This is a genomic window from Mycobacterium canetti CIPT 140010059 (genome assembly GCF_000253375.1).
Taxonomy (GTDB): domain Bacteria; phylum Actinomycetota; class Actinomycetes; order Mycobacteriales; family Mycobacteriaceae; genus Mycobacterium; species Mycobacterium tuberculosis.
The window spans coordinates 3179507-3195952 of record NC_015848.1 but is presented as its reverse complement, the minus strand read 5'-3'; the positions used below and the strand labels follow the sequence as shown (position 1 = coordinate 3195952).

The following is a 16446-nucleotide window of genomic DNA, read 5'->3' as shown; positions in this document are numbered from 1 at the left end:
ACCAGTAAACTATCTTCATGACCAGAAAAATGGCCGCTACGGAGGTGAAGGCGAAGATCCTCGCCTTGCTTGATGAAGTGGCCCAAGGCGAGGAGATCGAGATCACCAAACACGGCCGCACCGTGGCCCGGCTGGTGGGAGCGACGGGGCCGCACGCGCTGAAGGGTCGATTCCGCGGTGTGGCGATGACGGCCGTCGACGACGACGAACTCTTCACCACCGGGGTGTCCTGGAACGCCTCGTGACGACGGTGTTGCTCGACTCCCATGTGGCCTACTGGTGGTCGGCCGAGCCCGAACGTCTGAGCCAGACCGCGAGTCGGGCCGTCGAGCAGGCCGATGAGCTTGCCGTCGCCGCGATTTCGTGGTTCGAACTGGCTTGGCTTGCCGAACATGAACGCATCCACCTCGCGATTCCCGTGCTGTCCTGGCTTCGGCAGCTGGCCGAGTACCTCCGCACCGTCGGCATCACTCCATCCGTCGCCGCTACGGCGGTGGCGCTGCCCTCGTCGTTTCCCGGCGATCCGGCCGACCGGTTGATCTACGCCACGGCGATCGAACACGGCTGGCGGCTGGTGACCAAGGACCGGCGGCTACGAAGTCATCGGCATCCGCGCCCGGTCACGGTCTGGTAGCCGCGCCTATCGTTGAGAGCATGTGCCGCAACATCACCGAACTGCGCGGGCTGCAACCCCCGGCCATGCCCTCCGAGATCGCGGCGGCGGCCCGCCAATACGTGCGCAAGGTCAGCGGCATCACCCACCCGTCGGCGGCCACCGCCGAGGCGTTCGAGGCCGCCGTCGCCGAGGTCACCGCGACGACGACGCGGTTGCTGGACGCGTTGCCGCCACGGCGGCAGCCGCCCAAGACCGTACCGCCGTTGCGCCGGCCCGAGGTCGTGGCCCGGCTCGCCGGATCCCCATGACGCCGGCGCTAAAGGAGTGGAGTGCGGCGGTACACGCGCTGCTGGACGGCCGGCAGTGGGTGCTGCTGCGCAAGGGCGGCATCGGCGAGAAGCGCTTCGAGGTGGCGGCCGACGAGTTCTTGTTGTTCCCGACGGTCGCGCACAGCCACGCCGAGCGTGTTCGTCCCGAGCACTGCGACCTGCTGGGCCCGGCGGCCGCCGACAGCACCGACGGGTGCGTGCTGCTGCGGGCCGCCGCGAAAGTTGTTGCCGCGGTGAACGTTAACCGGCCAGAGGGTCTGGACGCCATCGAGGGCCTGCACATCTGGACGGCCGAGTCGGTGCGCGCCGACCGGCTCGACTTTCGGCCCAAGCACAAACTGGCCGTGCTGGTGGTCGCCGCGATCCCGCTCGTGGAGCCGGTTCGGCTGGCCCGCACCCCCGAGTACGCCGGCTGCACCAGCTGGGTGCGGTTGCCGGTGACGCCGCGGCTGACGGCGCCGGTGCACGACGAGGCCGCGCTGGCCGAGGTCGCCGCCCGGGTTCGCGAGGCGGTGGGCTGAGTTTTGGAGCCGCTCCATAGCGCAGCGCCTGGGTGTGAGCTGTACGCACAGTCGGCGCGGTGAGTGATCTGCCGTCGGTTCGGTCCTTCCTGGCGTCAATTGACGGCGCGGGCAAGACAGGCAAGACAAGAGCAGCATCGGCGGCGCCATCCTCCGCGCGGCCGGCGCCGACCGCTACAACCCCGACGAGGCAGCGCGCCGATTGGTGGGGCGAATCCGGATTGGGCCAAACTACGGCCTACGCCGCGGGATGGGGTCTGGGCAATCGGCTACTCGAATGGGCGGTAGACGAATGCCCGGACTCCGCGTTGGAAACCGCGGTCGGTAGGAAGCCATCCCTTGGCTGCTCGCCGAGGCGGCATCAGAAGGACGGATCTGCTACGTCGGAGTGGCCAGCCCCGAGGCCGACATCGCGCGAGTGCGGCGGAATCAGGCCCCGAGGTGCCTCACACAAAAGTGAGCGCGAAGTAGTGGCTGGTGCCTCACGCATGGTGAGCGCGTAGGGGGGCTTGCGCTACTTCGTCTTGACCAATCGGTTGATTGACGGTTGCAATGCTTCCAGGTCGACGTGACGGGCGGCAGCGAGGGCTTCGGTCTTGGTTTTGGCCAGGTCGAGCAGCTGCGTCTGGATGGCGTTGATCTGCCGGGTCAAATCGGCCGGGTTGATCCCATCGACCCGTGCGGTTACAGCCGAGATATGTTGGGCATCAACTACATTCGATGCTTTTAGGCGTTGCCAGGGGGTGGCCGGTTTGTCATAGATCCGCCTGCGGCGGCCGTTGGCGGTGGTGGTGTAGCCGACGGGCTTTTTCGTCGGGGTGAAAAAGTTCAGACGCAGCGACACCAGCCGCCACAGCCGGTTGAGCAGCTCCCGCTCCTGCTCAGTGTCGTAGCGCCAATAGAACGCATGCTTGCGCACCACGTGGTTGTTCTTGGACTCCACGTGCGCCTGGTCGTTCTTCTGGTGCGGCCGTGAGCGGGTCTGTTCGATATCGCGGGCCTGCAACCAGGCGGCGACGTCGTGATTGATGAACTCGCCACCGCAATCTGAGTCGAAAGTCACCATTGGGAACGGAAACCGCTGCTGCAGCTCCTCGATGCCCTCCACAATCCACTTGGAGGCGTTGTTGCGGATCGAGGCGTTCTCGGTCCAGCCGATCACCAGGTCGGTCATCGTCAGGGTGCGGGCGAACTCGCCGATCAGTGTGGGGCCGCAGTGCGCCACGGTGTCGGCCTCGATCACCCCCGGAGCCTTGGGCGCTTCCTCGGCGCAGGTGCGAATGCTGATCGAATTACGCAGCAGCGGAGACGGTTTCGTTGTCGAGATGCCCTTGATGCGCATCCGGTCGCGAGCCGGTTTCAGGTAGCGGTCCACGGTGGCCGCACTCATCGCCTTCAACTCGGCCACTGACGCCTCGGTGGCGAACGGCTTGTCAAGATCACCGGCAGCGGCCAGTAGCGGCAACCACAGATCGAGCATGACCACCAGGTACTTGCCGCACGGCATGCCCATCAACGCCCACACATGCTCCAGCAGCGCCCTGGCGTCGTCGCTGAACCCCCGCGCCCGCAGCCTACGCCCGTCGACCTGCTCGGCCGGGTCCGGCAATCTCGGGCCTGTCAACATCCGCCGCGCCGTCGAGCGGCCCATCCCCGTGGTGGCCACCACCCGATCCAAAATCTTGCCCTTGTCCGCCTTCGACGCCTTGCGGTACTGAATCCGCAGCTTGTTCGTCACCTGCCGTCTCGCGGCCATATCGATCTTGCCCTCCACATCGGGCAAGCCTTCCTGGGCCACGCGCTCAAAATGGCTGAGGCACCACCACCGGCTACGCGCTCAAAGTAGGTGAGGCACGCCGCAGGCTTGACCTGAATTTCACCAACGCTTATTCTGACGGGCTTTTCTCACCGAGGAGATCGCCGGATGACGGAACACTTGTCGCGATTGACGCTGACTCTAGAGGTCGACGCCCCGCTCGACCGAGCGAAAGTGTCGACCCTGGGGCCGCATCTTCATGGCGTCCTCATGGAGTCGATCCCGGCCGATTATGTGCAGACCCTCCACACCGTGCCGGTGAACCCGTACAGTCAGTACGCGCTCGCCCGCTCGACGACATCGCTGGAGTGGAAGGTCAGCGCGCTGACGAACGAGGCGCGGCAGCAGATCGTCGGGCCTATCAATGACGAGGTATTTGCGGGGTTTCGGCTCCGCACGACAGGGATAACGACACAGGTCACGTCGCGATCGCTGGAGCAGAACCCGCTAAGTCAATTCGCGCGCATTTTCTACGCGCGGCCCGAGACGCGCAAGTTCCGGGTCGAGTTCCTGACGCCTACCGCGTTCAAGCAATCCGGCGAGTACGTGTTCTGGCCGGATCCGCGGCTCGTGTTTCAGAGTCTCGCGCAGAAGTACGGCGCAGTTGTCGACGGCGAAGAGCCCGATCCTGGCCTCATCGCCGAATTCGGTCAGTCGGTTCGCCTTTCCGCGTTCCGGGTGGCATCGGTCCCGTTCGCGATGGGCGCGGCGCGTGTTCCCGGCTTCACCGGCTCGGCCACGTTCACCGTCCGCGGTGTGGATACTTTTGCGAGCTATATCGCGGCGCTGTTGTGGTTCGGGGAGTTCTCGGGATGCGGAATAAAGGCATCCATGGGGATGGGCGCGATCCGGGTCCAGCCACTGGCACCGAGGCCAAAGGACGCACCGAAGCCATGATCCCGGCGCTTATCGAGACCGTGATCGGTTGCCTCCTGCACGACATCGGCAAGCCGGTCCAGCGGGCTGCGCTGGGCTACCGGGGTAGGCACAGCGCAATCGGCCGTGCGTTCGTGAAGAAAATCTGGTTGCGCGACGGGCGCAATCCGTCGGAGTTCGCAGACGAGGTGTACGAGCCTGACATTGAGGTCTTCGACCGCCGCATTCTTGACGCGATCAGCTATCACCATAGTTCTGCGCTGCGTACGGCGGCCGAGAATGGCCGCCTTGCCGCCGATGCGCCGGCCTACGTCGCTTACATTGCTGACAACATCGCGGCCGGGACTGACCGCCGCAAGGCCGATTCCGATGACGGCCAGGGTGCGAGTACCTGGGATTCGGACACTCCCCTGTACTCGGTGTTCAACCGATTCGGCGCTGATACAGCGAATCTTACGTTCGCGCCGGAGATGCTCGATGACCGCGAGCCGATGAACATACCGTCGGCTCGCCGGATCGAGTTCGACAAGTACCGCTACACCGAGATCGTCAACAAGCTGGAAGCCGTTCTGGTCGACCTCGAATGTTCCGACACCTACCTCGCCAGCCTCCTCAACGTCCTCGAGGCGACGCTGTCGTTCGTGCCGTCCTCGACCGACGCGTCCGAGGTCGTCGACGTCTCACTCTTCGACCACCTGAAGCTGACGGGTGCGCTCGGCGCCTGCATCTGGCACTACCTACAAGCCACCGGACAAAGCGACTTCAAGTCAGCGCTGTTCGACAAGCAGGACACCTTCTACAACGAAAAAGCCTTCCTGCTCACAACTTTCGACGTCTCAGGCATCCAGGACTTCATCTACACGATCCATTCCTCGGGTGCCGCGAAGATGCTGCGTGCCCGCAGCTTCTACCTGGAGATGCTGACCGAGCATCTCATCGACGAGCTACTTGCGCGGGTGGGTCTCAGCCGCGCGAATCTCAACTACTCCGGTGGCGGGCACGCGTACCTGCTGCTGCCCAACACGGAGTTCGCTCGCAATTCGCTCGAAGAATTCGAGCGTGAGGCCAACGAGTGGCTGCTGGAAAACTTCGCAACCTGGCTCTTCATCGCCACGGGCAGCGTACCGCTTGCCGCGAACGACCTGATGCGTCGGCCGAACGAGAGCGGGCCCCAGGCACATGACCGCGCCCTCCGCTACAGCGGGCTCTACCGTGAGTTGAGCGAGCAACTTTCCGCGAAGAAGCTCGCCCGATACAGCGCTGACCAACTGCGGGAACTCAACTCGAGCGATCACGACGGTCAGAAAGGTGACCGGGAATGCAGCGTGTGCCACACGGTCAACCGCACGATCAAAACCATCAACGATCTTCTCCTGTGCAGCCTGTGCCAAGCGCTGACCGCTGCGTCTCAGCAGATTCAATCCGAGTCTCGCCGCTTCCTGCTCATCTCTGAGGAATCCTCGGATGGTTTGCCCTTGCCGTTCGGCGCCACGCTCACGTTCTGTAGCGAATCCGGCGCCAAGCAAGCCCTCCAGCAACCGCAAACGCGAAGGCTGTACGCGAAGAACAAGTTCTTCGCCGGCGAGAGTTTGGGCACCGGGCTCTGGGTGGGCGACTACGTCGCACAGATGGAGTTCGGTGATTACGTGAAGCGTGCGAGCGGAATCGCGCGCCTCGGGGTTCTGCGCCTTGACGTCGACAACCTGGGCCAGGCATTCACGCACGGCTTCATGAAGCAGGGCAACGGCAAGTTCAACACGATCAGCCGCACGGCCGCGTTCTCCCGGATGCTGTCGTTGTTCTTCCGGCAGCACATCAACTACGTGCTGAAACACCCTAAACTGCGTCCACTTACTGGTGACGATCCCGAGCGATCACGGCGGGCCACGATCATCTACTCAGGCGGCGATGACGTCTTCGTCGTGGGCGCGTGGGACGACGTCATCGAGTTCGGGATCGAGCTTCGGGAGCGGTTCCACGAATTCACCCAGGGCAAACTCACCGTGTCGGCTGGCATCGGCATGTTCCCCGACAAGTACCCCATCTCCGTGATGGCCCGCGAAGTCGGAGATCTCGAAGGCGCGGCGAAGTCGCTGCCCGGCAAGAACGGGGTTGCACTCTTCGATCCCGAGTTCACCTTCCGCTGGGATGAGCTGCTCAGCAAGGTGATCGAGGAGAAGTACCGGCACATCGCCGACTACTTCAGGTGCAACGAAGAGCGCGGCATGGCCTTCATCTACAAGCTGCTCGAACTACTCGACCAACGCGGCGATCGAATCACAGAGGCCAGATGGGTGTACTTCCTCATGCGCATGCGCGGCCCCACCGACGACACGACGCGCTTCCAGCAGTTTGCAAACCGATTGCACCAGTGGTTCCAAGATCCGAGCGACGCCAAGCAACTCAAGACCGCGCTCCACCTCTACATCTATCGCAACCGCAAGGAGGAGTCCGAATGAGCGTCATCCAAGACGACTATGTGAAACAGGCCGAGCAAGTAATTCGCGGCCTGCCAAAGAAGAACGGCGACTTCGAGCTGACCACAACCCAGCTGCGGGTGCTACTCAGCCTGACCGCACAGCTATTTGACGAAGCGCAGCTCAGCTCCGATCAAAACCTGTCGCCTGCGTTGCGGGACAAAGTTCAGTACCTCCGTGTGCGATTCGTTTATCAGGCTGGCCGCGAGAAGGCGGTCAGGGTCTTCGTCGAGAGGGCGGGCCTGCTGGACGAACTAGCGCAGATCGGCGACAGCCGCGACCGGCTGCTGAAATTCTGCCACTACATGGAGGCTCTGGTCGCATACAAGAAGTTCCTCGACCCTAAAGAGACAAGCAAGGAAACCGAATGATCACTGGATACGCGAAGATCGAGATCACCGGCACGATCACCGTCGTGACGGGCCTGCACATCGGTGCTGGCGATGGCTTCTCGGCCATCGGTGCGGTCGACAAGCCTGTCGTTCGTGACCCGTTGACCAAGTGGCCGATGATTCCGGGTACCAGCCTGAAGGGCAAGGTCCGTACACTGTTGTCCCGCCAATACGGCGCCGACACAGAGACGTTTTACAGGAAGCCGAATGACGATCCTGCTCAGATCCGTCGGCTATTCGGCGACACCAAGGAGTACAAGACGGGCCGGCTCGTCTTCCGCGACACGAAGCTCACCAACAAGGACGACCTTGAAGCTCGCGGCGCTAAGACTCTCACGGAGGTGAAATTCGAGAACGCCATCAACCGGGTGACCGCCAAGGCGAACCCTCGCCAGATGGAACGCGTGATCCCCGGCAGCGAGTTCGCGTTCTCACTTGTCTACGAGGTCTCCTTCGGCACCCCCGACGAGGAACAGAAGGCGTCTCTGCCTTCCTCCGATGAGATCATCGAGGACTTCAACGCCATCGCGCGCGGCCTGAAGTTGCTCGAACTCGACTACCTCGGCGGCAGCGGAACTCGCGGCTACGGGCAGGTCAAGTTCAGCGACCTGAAAGCCCGGGCCGCAGTCGGAACACTCGACAGGTCACTGCTGGAGATGCTAAACCATGAACTCGCGGCTGTTTAGGTTCGACGTCGTCCGCACACACTTCGGCGACCACGGCCTTGAGTCGTCCACGATTGGCTGCCCCGCGGACACCCTCTACTCTGCGCTTTGCGTTGAAGCGCTACGGATGGGTGGCCAGCAGCTGCTTGACGAACTCGTTGCGTGCTCGACGCTGCGGTTGACCGATCTGCTGCCCTATGTCGGGCCCGACTACCTCGTTCCCAAGCCCCTCAAGAGCGTTCGGTCCGACAGCTCAAGCCTGCAGAAGAAGCTGGCGAAGAAGATCGGCTTTCTTCCCGCTGCCCAGCTTGGCAGCTTCCTCGATGGCACGGCCGACCTTGACGACCTCGCGGCGCGGCAGACCAAGATCGGTGTCCACGCCGTGTCGGCGAAGGCAGCGATCCACAACGGAAAGAAAGACGCCGACCCGTACCGTGTCGGCTACTTCCGGTTCGAGCCGGACGCGGGTCTGTGGTTGCTGGCGACCGGATCCGAGTCCGAGCTCGGCCTACTCACCAGGCTGTTGAAAGGGATCTCCGCGCTGGGCGGCGAACGGACGAGCGGGTTCGGAGCGTTCATCCCGACCGAGTCAGAAGTACCCGCCGCTCTCACGCCAACGACCGCCGCGGCAAGCCTGATGACGCTCACGACGTCCCTCCCCACCGACGACGAGCTTGAACAGGCCCTCGCCGGCGCGACATACCGCCTCGTCAAACGCAGTGGATTCGTCGCGTCGGCCACATACGCTGAGACGCCACGACGCAAACGCGACATCTACAAGCTCGCCGCCGGCTCGGTCTTCTCGCGACCCTTCCAAGGAGGCATCCTCGACGTCAGCCTGGGCGGAAACCACCCGGTCTACAGCTACGCGCGACCGCTATTCCTCGCACTCCCGGAGTCCGCAGCATGAGCCAATACCTGAAGCCCTTCGAACTCACGCTGCGGTGCCTAGGGCCGGTGTTCATAGGGTCCGGCGAGAAGCGGACCCCGAAGGAGTATGTCGCGAGCACGAGCATGGTCTACTTCCCGGATATGGAACGTCTATATGCAGATGTTGCGGCACAAGGAAAGTCGGAGTCTTTCGAAGAGTTCATGATGAACACCGGTAAGGCGCAACCGGATGAGCGATTCAACGAATGGATAGCGGAAAACGGAGTCAAGGTTAGCCCCAAGAATCATGGGGGGTACGGCGTCAAGATCGGGTCGATCGTGCCGGGACGTGCGCATCGCGGTCGCGATGGTCAGATGATACAAGAGCAGCGCCAGCTCAACGATATTCACTCGTTCATCAAGGACGTGCTTGGGAATCCATACGTCCCAGGATCAAGTGTCAAGGGAATGCTTCGCAGCATCTACCTGCAGTCGCTTGTGCATCAGCGGACGGCCCAACCTGTTCGTGTTCCGGGACACCAGACGCGGGAGCACCGGCAGTACGGCGAAAGGTTTGAGCGGAAGGAGTTGCGCAAATCGGGGCGCCCCAACACCCGTCCGCAAGACGCGGTCAACGACCTGTTTCAGGCGATCAGGGTCACCGACTCACCAGGCCTGAGAACAAGCGATCTGCTGATCTGCCAGAAGATGGATGTGAATGTCCACGGCAAGCCTGATGGCCTGCCGCTCTTCCGGGAATGTTTGGCGCCGGGAACCTCAATCTCGCTCCGCGTGGTGGTCGACACCAGTCCCACCGCTCGCGGCGGCTGGCCCGCGGGCGAGCGGTTCCTTGAAACGCTGTCGGACACCGTCGCATTCGTGAACAAGGCCCGCTACGCCGAGTACGCAGCCAAGTACTGGGACGATGATCCGCAGTTCGGCCCGATCGTCTATCTGGGCGGCGGAGCCGGCTATCGGAGCAAGACATTCGTGACCCAGCAAGATGACATGGCGAAGGTGCTCGACGCTCAATTTCCGAAGATCAAACATGTCGCCAAGACGCGCGACCTGGGCGTCTCACCACTTGTCTTGAAACTGACCAAGATCGGTGACAAGTACTACGAGATGGGTCAGTGCGAGCTGTCGATCAGGAGAGCCGAATGATCCTGTTCTCGCCCATCGGAACTGCGGACCCGATCACCGCGCTCGGCGACGGCCCGATGCTACACATCGTCCGCCACTATCGACCTACAGTCGTGGTGCTGTTCCTCAGCGCCGAGATAGCTGCCTTTGAGAACGCGGACCGGCGGTACTCCGCGGCAATCACGCGGCTCGCGCCTGAGACCGACGTCCGCGCAGTCATCCATACCGACCCGTCGGTGCACAGATTCGACCTCTTCGTACCGATCTTCCGCGATCACCTGGCGCAGCTATCGTCTGAGTTTCCCGACACCACAATCCTGCTGAATACCAGTTCCGGCACCCCTGCGATGCAGGCGGCACTGGTGGCGATAAATGTGTTCGGCATTCCGAGGACCACGGCAGTACAAGTAAGCACGCCTGCTCGAGCATCGAGCAAGCCCGGCGACCGTGAATCCCCGGACACCTACGACCTCGAACTGATGTGGGACGCCAACGACGACAACGAGCCTGCAGCTTCCAACCGATGCTTTGAGACAACTTCCGCTGCGCTCGGCGCGCTGCTTGAGCGGGCTAACCTGAAGCAGCTGATCGCGTCGTACGACTACTCGGCAGCAGTGACGATCGCGGCGGACTCACGCCTACCCGATCACGTGAGCAATCTGATCCGCGGCGCGATGCACCGCTCGCGGCTGGAACACCTCGTAGCGCCAAGGTTCTTCAAAGGCACTGTGTTCACATATGACCCCGCGAACAAGGTCGCTGAGTACGTAAGTGCTCTTGCGCTGCTGGCAAAGCGCGAGCAATGGGCTGAATTCGCACGAGCAGCCACCCCGGCAATCACTATCGTGCTCAGGGCGGCTGTGGCAAAACACCTTCCGGAGGACCGCTATCTCGACGACATGGGCCGCGTCGACCGCCGAAAGCTGGAAAGAGAGCCGGAGATACGGTGCGCGCTCAAGCACCCTCCGAAATCGCCAAACGCGGAGTGGTACCTCTACACCAAGGACTGGCTCGCACTGCTCCGCCAATTCGCACCCGATCGAGTTGGTGCTCTTGAAGTACTCGGAAGGTTCGAGAGCCGGGTCCGCAACACCGCAGCACACGAGATCGTCTCAATCAGTGAGGATCGCATCACGAAGGATGGCGGCCTTCTCCCAGAACAACTGTTGAAGATCCTCGCCCGCGAAACAGGCGCTGATTTGACGCTCTACGACCGGTTGAACGACGAGATCATCCGGCAGATTGATATGGCACCGCTGGGCTAACAGGTGCGCAAGATGGTGCAGCTGTATGTCTCGGACTCCGTGTCGCGGATCAGCTTTGCCGACGGCCGGGTGATCGTGTGGAGCGAGGAGCTCGGCGAGAGCCAGTATCCGATCGAGACGCTCGACGGTATCACGCTGTTTGGGCGGCCGACGATGACAACGCCCTTCATCGTTGAGATGCTCAAGCGTGAGCGCGACATCCAGCTCTTCACGACCGACGGCCACTACCAGGGCCGGATCTCAACACCCGACGTGTCATACGCGCCGCGGCTCCGTCAGCAAGTTCACCGCACCGACGATCCTGCGTTCTGCCTGTCGTTAAGCAAGCGGATCGTGTCGAGGAAGATCCTGAATCAGCAGGCCTTGATTCGGGCACACACGTCGGGGCAAGACGTTGCTGAGAGCATCCGCACGATGAAGCACTCGCTGGCCTGGGTCGATCGATCGGGCTCCCTGGCGGAGTTGAACGGGTTCGAGGGAAATGCCGCAAAAGCATACTTCACCGCGCTGGGGCATCTCGTCCCGCAGGAGTTCGCATTCCAGGGCCGCTCGACTCGGCCGCCGTTGGACGCCTTCAACTCGATGGTCAGCCTCGGCTATTCGCTGCTGTACAAGAACATCATAGGGGCGATCGAGCGTCACAGCCTGAACGCGTATATCGGTTTCCTACACCAGGATTCACGAGGGCACGCAACGTTGGCGAGCGACCTCATGGAGGTATGGCGGGCGCCGATCATCGATGACACCGTACTTCGATTGATCGCGGACGGTGTGGTCGACACCCGGGCTTTCAGCAAGAACTCCGACACGGGGGCCGTCTTCGCGACACGGGAAGCCACACGATCCATCGCGCGCGCCTTTGGTAATCGAATCGCACGAACCGCCACCTACATCAAAGGCGATCCTCACCGATACACCTTTCAGTACGCCCTCGACTTGCAACTGCAAAGCCTCGTGCGTGTTATCGAAGCCGGGCACCCGTCGCGGCTCGTCGATATCGATATCACCTCCGAGCCATCCGGAGCCTAAATGCCCACTCGCAGCCGTGAGGAGTACTTCAATCTCCCGCTCAAAGTGGACGAATCCAGCGGCACTATAGGCAAGATGTTCGTCCTCGTAATATACGACATCAGCGACAACCGGCGGCGGGCTTCACTTGCGAAGATCCTGGCCGGGTTTGGCTATCGCGTCCAAGAGTCCGCATTCGAAGCGATGCTGACGAAGGGCCAGCTCGCGAAACTAGTTGCACGTATCGACCGCTTCGCCATCGACTGCGACAACATCCGGATCTATAAGATAAGAGGTGTTGCGGCAGTTACGTTCTACGGAAGGGGACGGCTTGTCAGCGCAGAGGAGTTTGTGTTCTTATGACATCATCAGCAGGCATTGTTACCACACGCTGGACGAATTGTCCATCGAGTCGTCAGACCCAAAACCCCGAGAGGGGACGGAAACTTGGAGGTGTCGTTGCATTCGTCGACTGCGTGGTATTGTCGTCAGACCCAAAACCCCGAGAGGGGACGGAAACATGCCCGCTGGTAGCGGCCCCGGCGGCGCCGAGAAGTCGTCAGACCCAAAACCCCGAGAGGGGACGGAAACTTGGTGATCTTCCATGACTTGACGCCGTTGACCGCGATGTCGTCAGACCCAAAACCCCGAGAGGGGACGGAAACGCGGTGCTCGATGCGGCCACTAGGCCGCGGCCAACTCGGGTCGTCAGACCCAAAACCCCGAGAGGGGACGGAAACTCGGTGCTGACCCCATGGATGCGAAGCGTAGACCTCTGTGTCGTCAGACCCAAAACCCCGAGAGGGGACGGAAACCAACAAGGTCTACGCGTCGAGGTCCACGGCTCAGAAGTCGTCAGACCCAAAACCCCGAGAGGGGACGGAAACCCGCGTCATCGGGCACGACCACGAACAGGTCCGTGAAGGTCGTCAGACCCAAAACCCCGAGAGGGGACGGAAACATACCGGAAGCACATTCGCGCCAGTGGTCGTCGCAGAAGGTCGTCAGACCCAAAACCCCGAGAGGGGACGGAAACATTCCGACTAGCGCGTCGTCGTTTCCAGCCTCAATGTCGTCAGACCCAAAACCCCGAGAGGGGACGGAAACCGACAAGTTTGCGCGGATCAAGTCCGCGCCGGTCAAGTCGTCAGACCCAAAACCCCGAGAGGGGACGGAAACATGTGGCGATTACGCCTGATCAGGCGAAGGCGAGTCGTCAGACCCAAAACCCCGAGAGGGGACGGAAACTTCAGTAAATTGCAGCGACGGGCGAATCCAGCAACCGTCGTCAGACCCAAAACCCCGAGAGGGGACGGAAACCTTCAACGACGCTGTATTGGGCCATGTGGGCTGGTCTTTCAGTCGTCAGACCCAAAACCCCGAGAGGGGACGGAAACAGCAGCATGGACGGTTTCGCCTGTATCCGGGTAAAAAAGTCGTCAGACCCAAAACCCCGAGAGGGGACGGAAACTCGATGGCGGCGCGGTTGCGGATGTGGTGGTCGCGTAGCGTCGTCAGACCCAAAACCCCGAGAGGGGACGGAAACTTGGCGTACATAGCGAGCTGTGCGGCAGTAGAGTGCGGGTCGTCAGACCCAAAACCCCGAGAGGGGACGGAAACCTTCGATTGTGCCGCCGCGGGTTTCGTTCACGTCGTCAGACCCAAAACCCCGAGAGGGGACGGAAACTCCCCGGGCTGAGGCGTGTGTTCGTAGTCGCCTAATGTCGTCAGACCCAAAACCCCGAGAGGGGACGGAAACCCTTGCCAAGGGAGGTGCTGGTGTGCTTATGCCTAACAGGTCGTCAGACCCAAAACCCCGAGAGGGGACGGAAACTAGTTGACGCCAAATGTTTGGACTGTGATCAATTCAAGTCGTCAGACCCAAAACCCCGAGAGGGGACGGAAACGCTTGACAATGCGGTTGTCGCGCGCCTTTTTCCAGCCGAGGTCGTCAGACCCAAAACCCCGAGAGGGGACGGAAACGTGTGTTTCAACGGGTTTCAGTTTTCTTGTCCCAGTGGTCGTCAGACCCAAAACCCCGAGAGGGGACGGAAACACTGGTTGTTGCCCGGCGACGGCGGCGCGTTGGCGTGTCGTCGTCAGACCCAAAACCCCGAGAGGGGACGGAAACCATCCAGAGGTCGAAGTGGTGTTCGGTGTTCTCCTGTACGTCGTCAGACCCAAAACCCCGAGAGGGGACGGAAACTTCTGCGCGGCGATCCGGTCATGACGAGCCCGCAGGTCGTCAGACCCAAAACCCCGAGAGGGGACGGAAACATCACGACACGGCCTGATCGGTGTCGGTGGCGGCAAGTCGTCAGAGTCGTCAGACCCAAAACCCCGAGAGGGGACGGAAACCAGAAGGGTAGCGTCGGCCGGATTGTCTGGCCCACGTCGTCAGACCCAAAACCCCGAGAGGGGACGGAAACCATCGAACAAGCGCGCGTCGGCTAAGCACGCGTCTGTCAAGTCGTCAGACCCAAAACCCCGAGAGGGGACGGAAACTCTCCGTGATAGGTGAGGACCACCGAATCACCATCAGTCGTCAGACCCAAAACCCCGAGAGGGGACGGAAACTCTGGTAGTGGGCTTCTGCCGGTGCGCGGGTTTGTGTCTGTCGTCAGACCCAAAACCGGCTCTTCGCAGTTGAGGGTGTAGGGCGGGTCGGCGCGTCGTTGCCGGGGTAGGGGTCGAGGTCTTCCGATGATGGGGTTTCCTACACCTCTCATCCGAAAGACCTCGACGTGCACGACGCTACCGGTGGTGCGGGCTTTGTCCGCCCCGGTCTGACCGCTTTCTGCCGGCTTGATGAGCTCGGGGTGGAGGTGACCGGCCAATACCTGGATTCCGAGCGGGCGGTGGCGGCGTGTCGGATCACCGACGAGGATCGATGGTGTCGACGTTGCGGCGAGCAAGGCGCCGTCCGGGATACCGTGACCCGCCGATTGGCTCACTGGTGCACCATCCTTGTGTCGGTGATCTTGGATGGATTGCCCGATGCACCCGAGGCGCCGCTGGGTTATCGCCCTGCTCGCTTGACAGCCGTGATGTCCATCATGAGTTTTGCGGAGTCCGGCGGTTGCCCCGGACGCGCCGACCGTCGACAGGACTGAGCGCCGACGAGCGCCGAACAGTGAGCGATGCGGCAGCCGCGTTCGGGCCTCGCACGAGGGTGCCTCCCCACTGGGTCTAGCAGCGAGGAGGCTGTTATGGAGTCTACTGCCGAAACCACATTGCGCGACGAGCCGCAGAACGGCGTCACGGGTGGAATTGATTGGGCGCGAGACGATCACGCGGTATCGATCGTCGATGCGCGTGGCCGCGAGGTTCGCCGCGCCACGATCGAGCACAACGCCGCCGGACTGCGCGAGCTGCTCGAGCTGCTGAACCGGGCCGGTGTGCGCGAGGTCGCCATCGAACGCCCGGACGGCCCGGTGGTGGACACCCTGCTCGAGGCCGGGCTCACGGTGGTGGTGATCAGCCCGAACCAGCTGAAGAATCTGCGCGGCCGTTACGGCTCGGCCGGCAACAAGGACGACCGCTTCGACGCGTTCGTGCTCGCCGACACGCTGCGCACCGACCGGTCCCGGCTGCGTCCACTGCTGCCCGACACCGCGGCCACGGCCACCCTGCGCCGGACCTGTCGCGCTCGCAAAGACCTGGTCGGGCACCGGGTGGCGTTGGCCAACCAGCTGCGCGCGCACCTGCGCATCGTCTTTCCGGGCGTGGTCGGGCTGTTCGCCGACATCGACTCGCCGATCAGCCTGGCGTTCCTGACCCGATTCGACTGCCAGGACCGCGCAGACTGGTTGTCGGTCAAGCGCCTGGCCGCCTGGCTGGCCGCCGCCGGCTACTGCGGGCGCGTCGACCCCGCGGTGCTTCACGGCCGGCTCACCGGCGCCCCGCGCGGTGTCACAGGTGAGGACGGCGCCGCCAACGCACACATCACCCGCGCCCTGCTCGCTGCGCTTACCAGCATCGCCACGCAGATCAAGGCCCTCGACGCGCAGATCGCCGAGCAGCTCGCCCTGCACGCCGACGCGCACATCTTCACCTCCCTGCCCCGCTCCGGCACCGTGCGCGCGGCCCGGCTGCTCGCCGAGATCGGTGACTGCCGAGCCCGTTTTCCCACGCCCGAATCGCTGGCCTGCTTGGCCGGCGTCGCCCCCTCCACCCGCCAGTCCGGCAAAGTCACCCACGTCGGGTTCCGTTGGGCCGCAGACAAACAACTCCGCGACGCCGTCTGCGACTTCGCCGGCGACAGCCGCCGAGCCAACCCCTGGGCCGCCGACCTTTACAACCGCGCCCGAGCCCGCGGCCACGACCACCCTCACGCCGTACGCATCCTCGCCCGCGCCTGGCTTTACGTCATCTGGCACTGCTGGCAAGACGGCGTCGCTTACGATCCCACCCAACACCGAGCCCTGCAGGCTCTCCGTAACCAAGTTCGCCAAACGGCGGCTTGACA

Annotated in this window: 15 protein-coding genes, 2 pseudogenes and 1 CRISPR repeat array; of the genes and pseudogenes, 14 read left to right on the top strand and 3 right to left on the bottom strand. The window is 62.7% G+C overall.

The window, feature by feature from the left end; all coding sequences use genetic code 11:
- Positions 1–29 precede the first annotated feature (29 nt).
- The 4 genes from MCAN_RS14995 to MCAN_RS14980 are packed head-to-tail and all read left to right on the top strand — an operon-like array spanning position 30 to position 1466.
- Positions 30–245 (top strand): type II toxin-antitoxin system Phd/YefM family antitoxin, encoded by a 216-nt coding sequence (locus MCAN_RS14995; protein ID WP_014001450.1) that lies wholly within the window; start codon positions 30–32, stop codon positions 243–245.
- Positions 242–634 carry a type II toxin-antitoxin system VapC family toxin gene (locus MCAN_RS14990; RefSeq protein WP_014001449.1) on the top strand — a complete coding sequence of 131 codons (393 nt, stop codon included), beginning with the start codon at positions 242–244 and terminating at the stop codon, positions 632–634. The genes MCAN_RS14995 and MCAN_RS14990 overlap by 4 nt, the downstream gene beginning before the upstream one ends.
- 20 nt (positions 635–654) lie before the next feature.
- Positions 655–924 (top strand): DUF2277 domain-containing protein, encoded by a 270-nt coding sequence (locus MCAN_RS14985; RefSeq protein ID WP_015288386.1) that lies wholly within the window; start codon positions 655–657, stop codon positions 922–924.
- Positions 921–1466 carry a DUF1802 family protein gene (locus MCAN_RS14980; RefSeq protein WP_014001448.1) on the top strand — a complete coding sequence of 182 codons (546 nt, stop codon included), beginning with the start codon at positions 921–923 and terminating at the stop codon, positions 1464–1466. The genes MCAN_RS14985 and MCAN_RS14980 overlap by 4 nt, the downstream gene beginning before the upstream one ends.
- Before the next feature lie 514 nt (positions 1467–1980).
- Here the strand turns inward: MCAN_RS14980 and MCAN_RS23985 are convergent.
- Both MCAN_RS23985 and MCAN_RS23685 read right to left on the bottom strand, forming a co-directional pair.
- Positions 1981–2808 carry an integrase catalytic domain-containing protein gene (locus MCAN_RS23985; protein ID WP_328514394.1) on the bottom strand — a complete coding sequence of 276 codons (828 nt, stop codon included), beginning with the start codon at positions 2806–2808 and terminating at the stop codon, positions 1981–1983.
- A gap of 24 nt (positions 2809–2832) precedes the next feature.
- Positions 2833–3117: pseudogene (locus MCAN_RS23685) on the bottom strand (integrase catalytic domain-containing protein); the annotation flags it as partial.
- A gap of 273 nt (positions 3118–3390) precedes the next feature.
- Here MCAN_RS23685 and cas6 point away from each other — a divergent pair.
- The 9 genes from cas6 to cas2 are packed head-to-tail and all read left to right on the top strand — an operon-like array spanning position 3391 to position 12341.
- Complete coding sequence (gene cas6, locus MCAN_RS14970) at positions 3391–4179, top strand: CRISPR-associated endoribonuclease Cas6 (RefSeq protein WP_015288384.1); 789 nt, start codon at positions 3391–3393, stop codon at positions 4177–4179.
- A complete protein-coding gene (gene cas10, locus MCAN_RS14965) occupies positions 4176–6617 on the top strand; it encodes a type III-A CRISPR-associated protein Cas10/Csm1 (protein ID WP_014001446.1) in 2442 nt (813 codons plus the stop codon). Before cas6 ends, cas10 begins: the two co-directional genes overlap by 4 nt.
- Positions 6614–7006 (top strand): type III-A CRISPR-associated protein Csm2, encoded by a 393-nt coding sequence (gene csm2 / locus MCAN_RS14960; RefSeq protein ID WP_014001445.1) that lies wholly within the window; start codon positions 6614–6616, stop codon positions 7004–7006. Before cas10 ends, csm2 begins: the two co-directional genes overlap by 4 nt.
- Positions 7003–7713, top strand: coding sequence for a type III-A CRISPR-associated RAMP protein Csm3 (gene csm3, locus MCAN_RS14955; protein ID WP_014001444.1), 711 nt, complete (start codon positions 7003–7005; stop codon positions 7711–7713). The genes csm2 and csm3 overlap by 4 nt, the downstream gene beginning before the upstream one ends.
- Positions 7694–8602 carry a type III-A CRISPR-associated RAMP protein Csm4 gene (gene csm4 / locus MCAN_RS14950; RefSeq protein WP_014001443.1) on the top strand — a complete coding sequence of 303 codons (909 nt, stop codon included), beginning with the start codon at positions 7694–7696 and terminating at the stop codon, positions 8600–8602. Before csm3 ends, csm4 begins: the two co-directional genes overlap by 20 nt.
- Entirely contained in the window at positions 8599–9726 is a 1128-nt protein-coding gene (csm5, locus tag MCAN_RS14945; protein WP_014001442.1) for a type III-A CRISPR-associated RAMP protein Csm5, read from the top strand. The genes csm4 and csm5 overlap by 4 nt, the downstream gene beginning before the upstream one ends.
- The gene (gene csm6, locus MCAN_RS14940) at positions 9723–10970 is read left to right on the top strand and encodes a type III-A CRISPR-associated CARF protein Csm6 (protein WP_041180132.1); all 1248 of its coding nucleotides are present in this window, start codon (positions 9723–9725) and stop codon (positions 10968–10970) included. Before csm5 ends, csm6 begins: the two co-directional genes overlap by 4 nt.
- 12 nt (positions 10971–10982) lie before the next feature.
- On the top strand, positions 10983–11999 hold the full coding sequence (gene cas1 / locus MCAN_RS14935; RefSeq protein ID WP_003414279.1) for a CRISPR-associated endonuclease Cas1: 1017 nt from the start codon (positions 10983–10985) through the stop codon (positions 11997–11999).
- Entirely contained in the window at positions 12000–12341 is a 342-nt protein-coding gene (gene cas2 / locus MCAN_RS14930) for a CRISPR-associated endonuclease Cas2 (RefSeq protein WP_014001440.1), read from the top strand. It begins immediately after the preceding gene.
- Positions 12342–12389: 48 nt separating this feature from the next.
- A CRISPR array of direct repeats spans positions 12390–14555; the repeat unit is 36 nt; unit sequence GTCGTCAGACCCAAAACCCCGAGAGGGGACGGAAAC.
- Positions 14556–14928: 373 nt separating this feature from the next.
- Here the strand turns inward: cas2 and MCAN_RS23180 are convergent.
- Positions 14929–15109: pseudogene (locus tag MCAN_RS23180) on the bottom strand (hypothetical protein); the annotation flags it as partial.
- Positions 15110–15187: 78 nt separating this feature from the next.
- Here MCAN_RS23180 and MCAN_RS14920 point away from each other — a divergent pair.
- Positions 15188–16444 carry an IS110 family RNA-guided transposase gene (locus tag MCAN_RS14920; RefSeq protein ID WP_014001439.1) on the top strand — a complete coding sequence of 419 codons (1257 nt, stop codon included), beginning with the start codon at positions 15188–15190 and terminating at the stop codon, positions 16442–16444.
- Positions 16445–16446 lie beyond the last annotated feature (2 nt).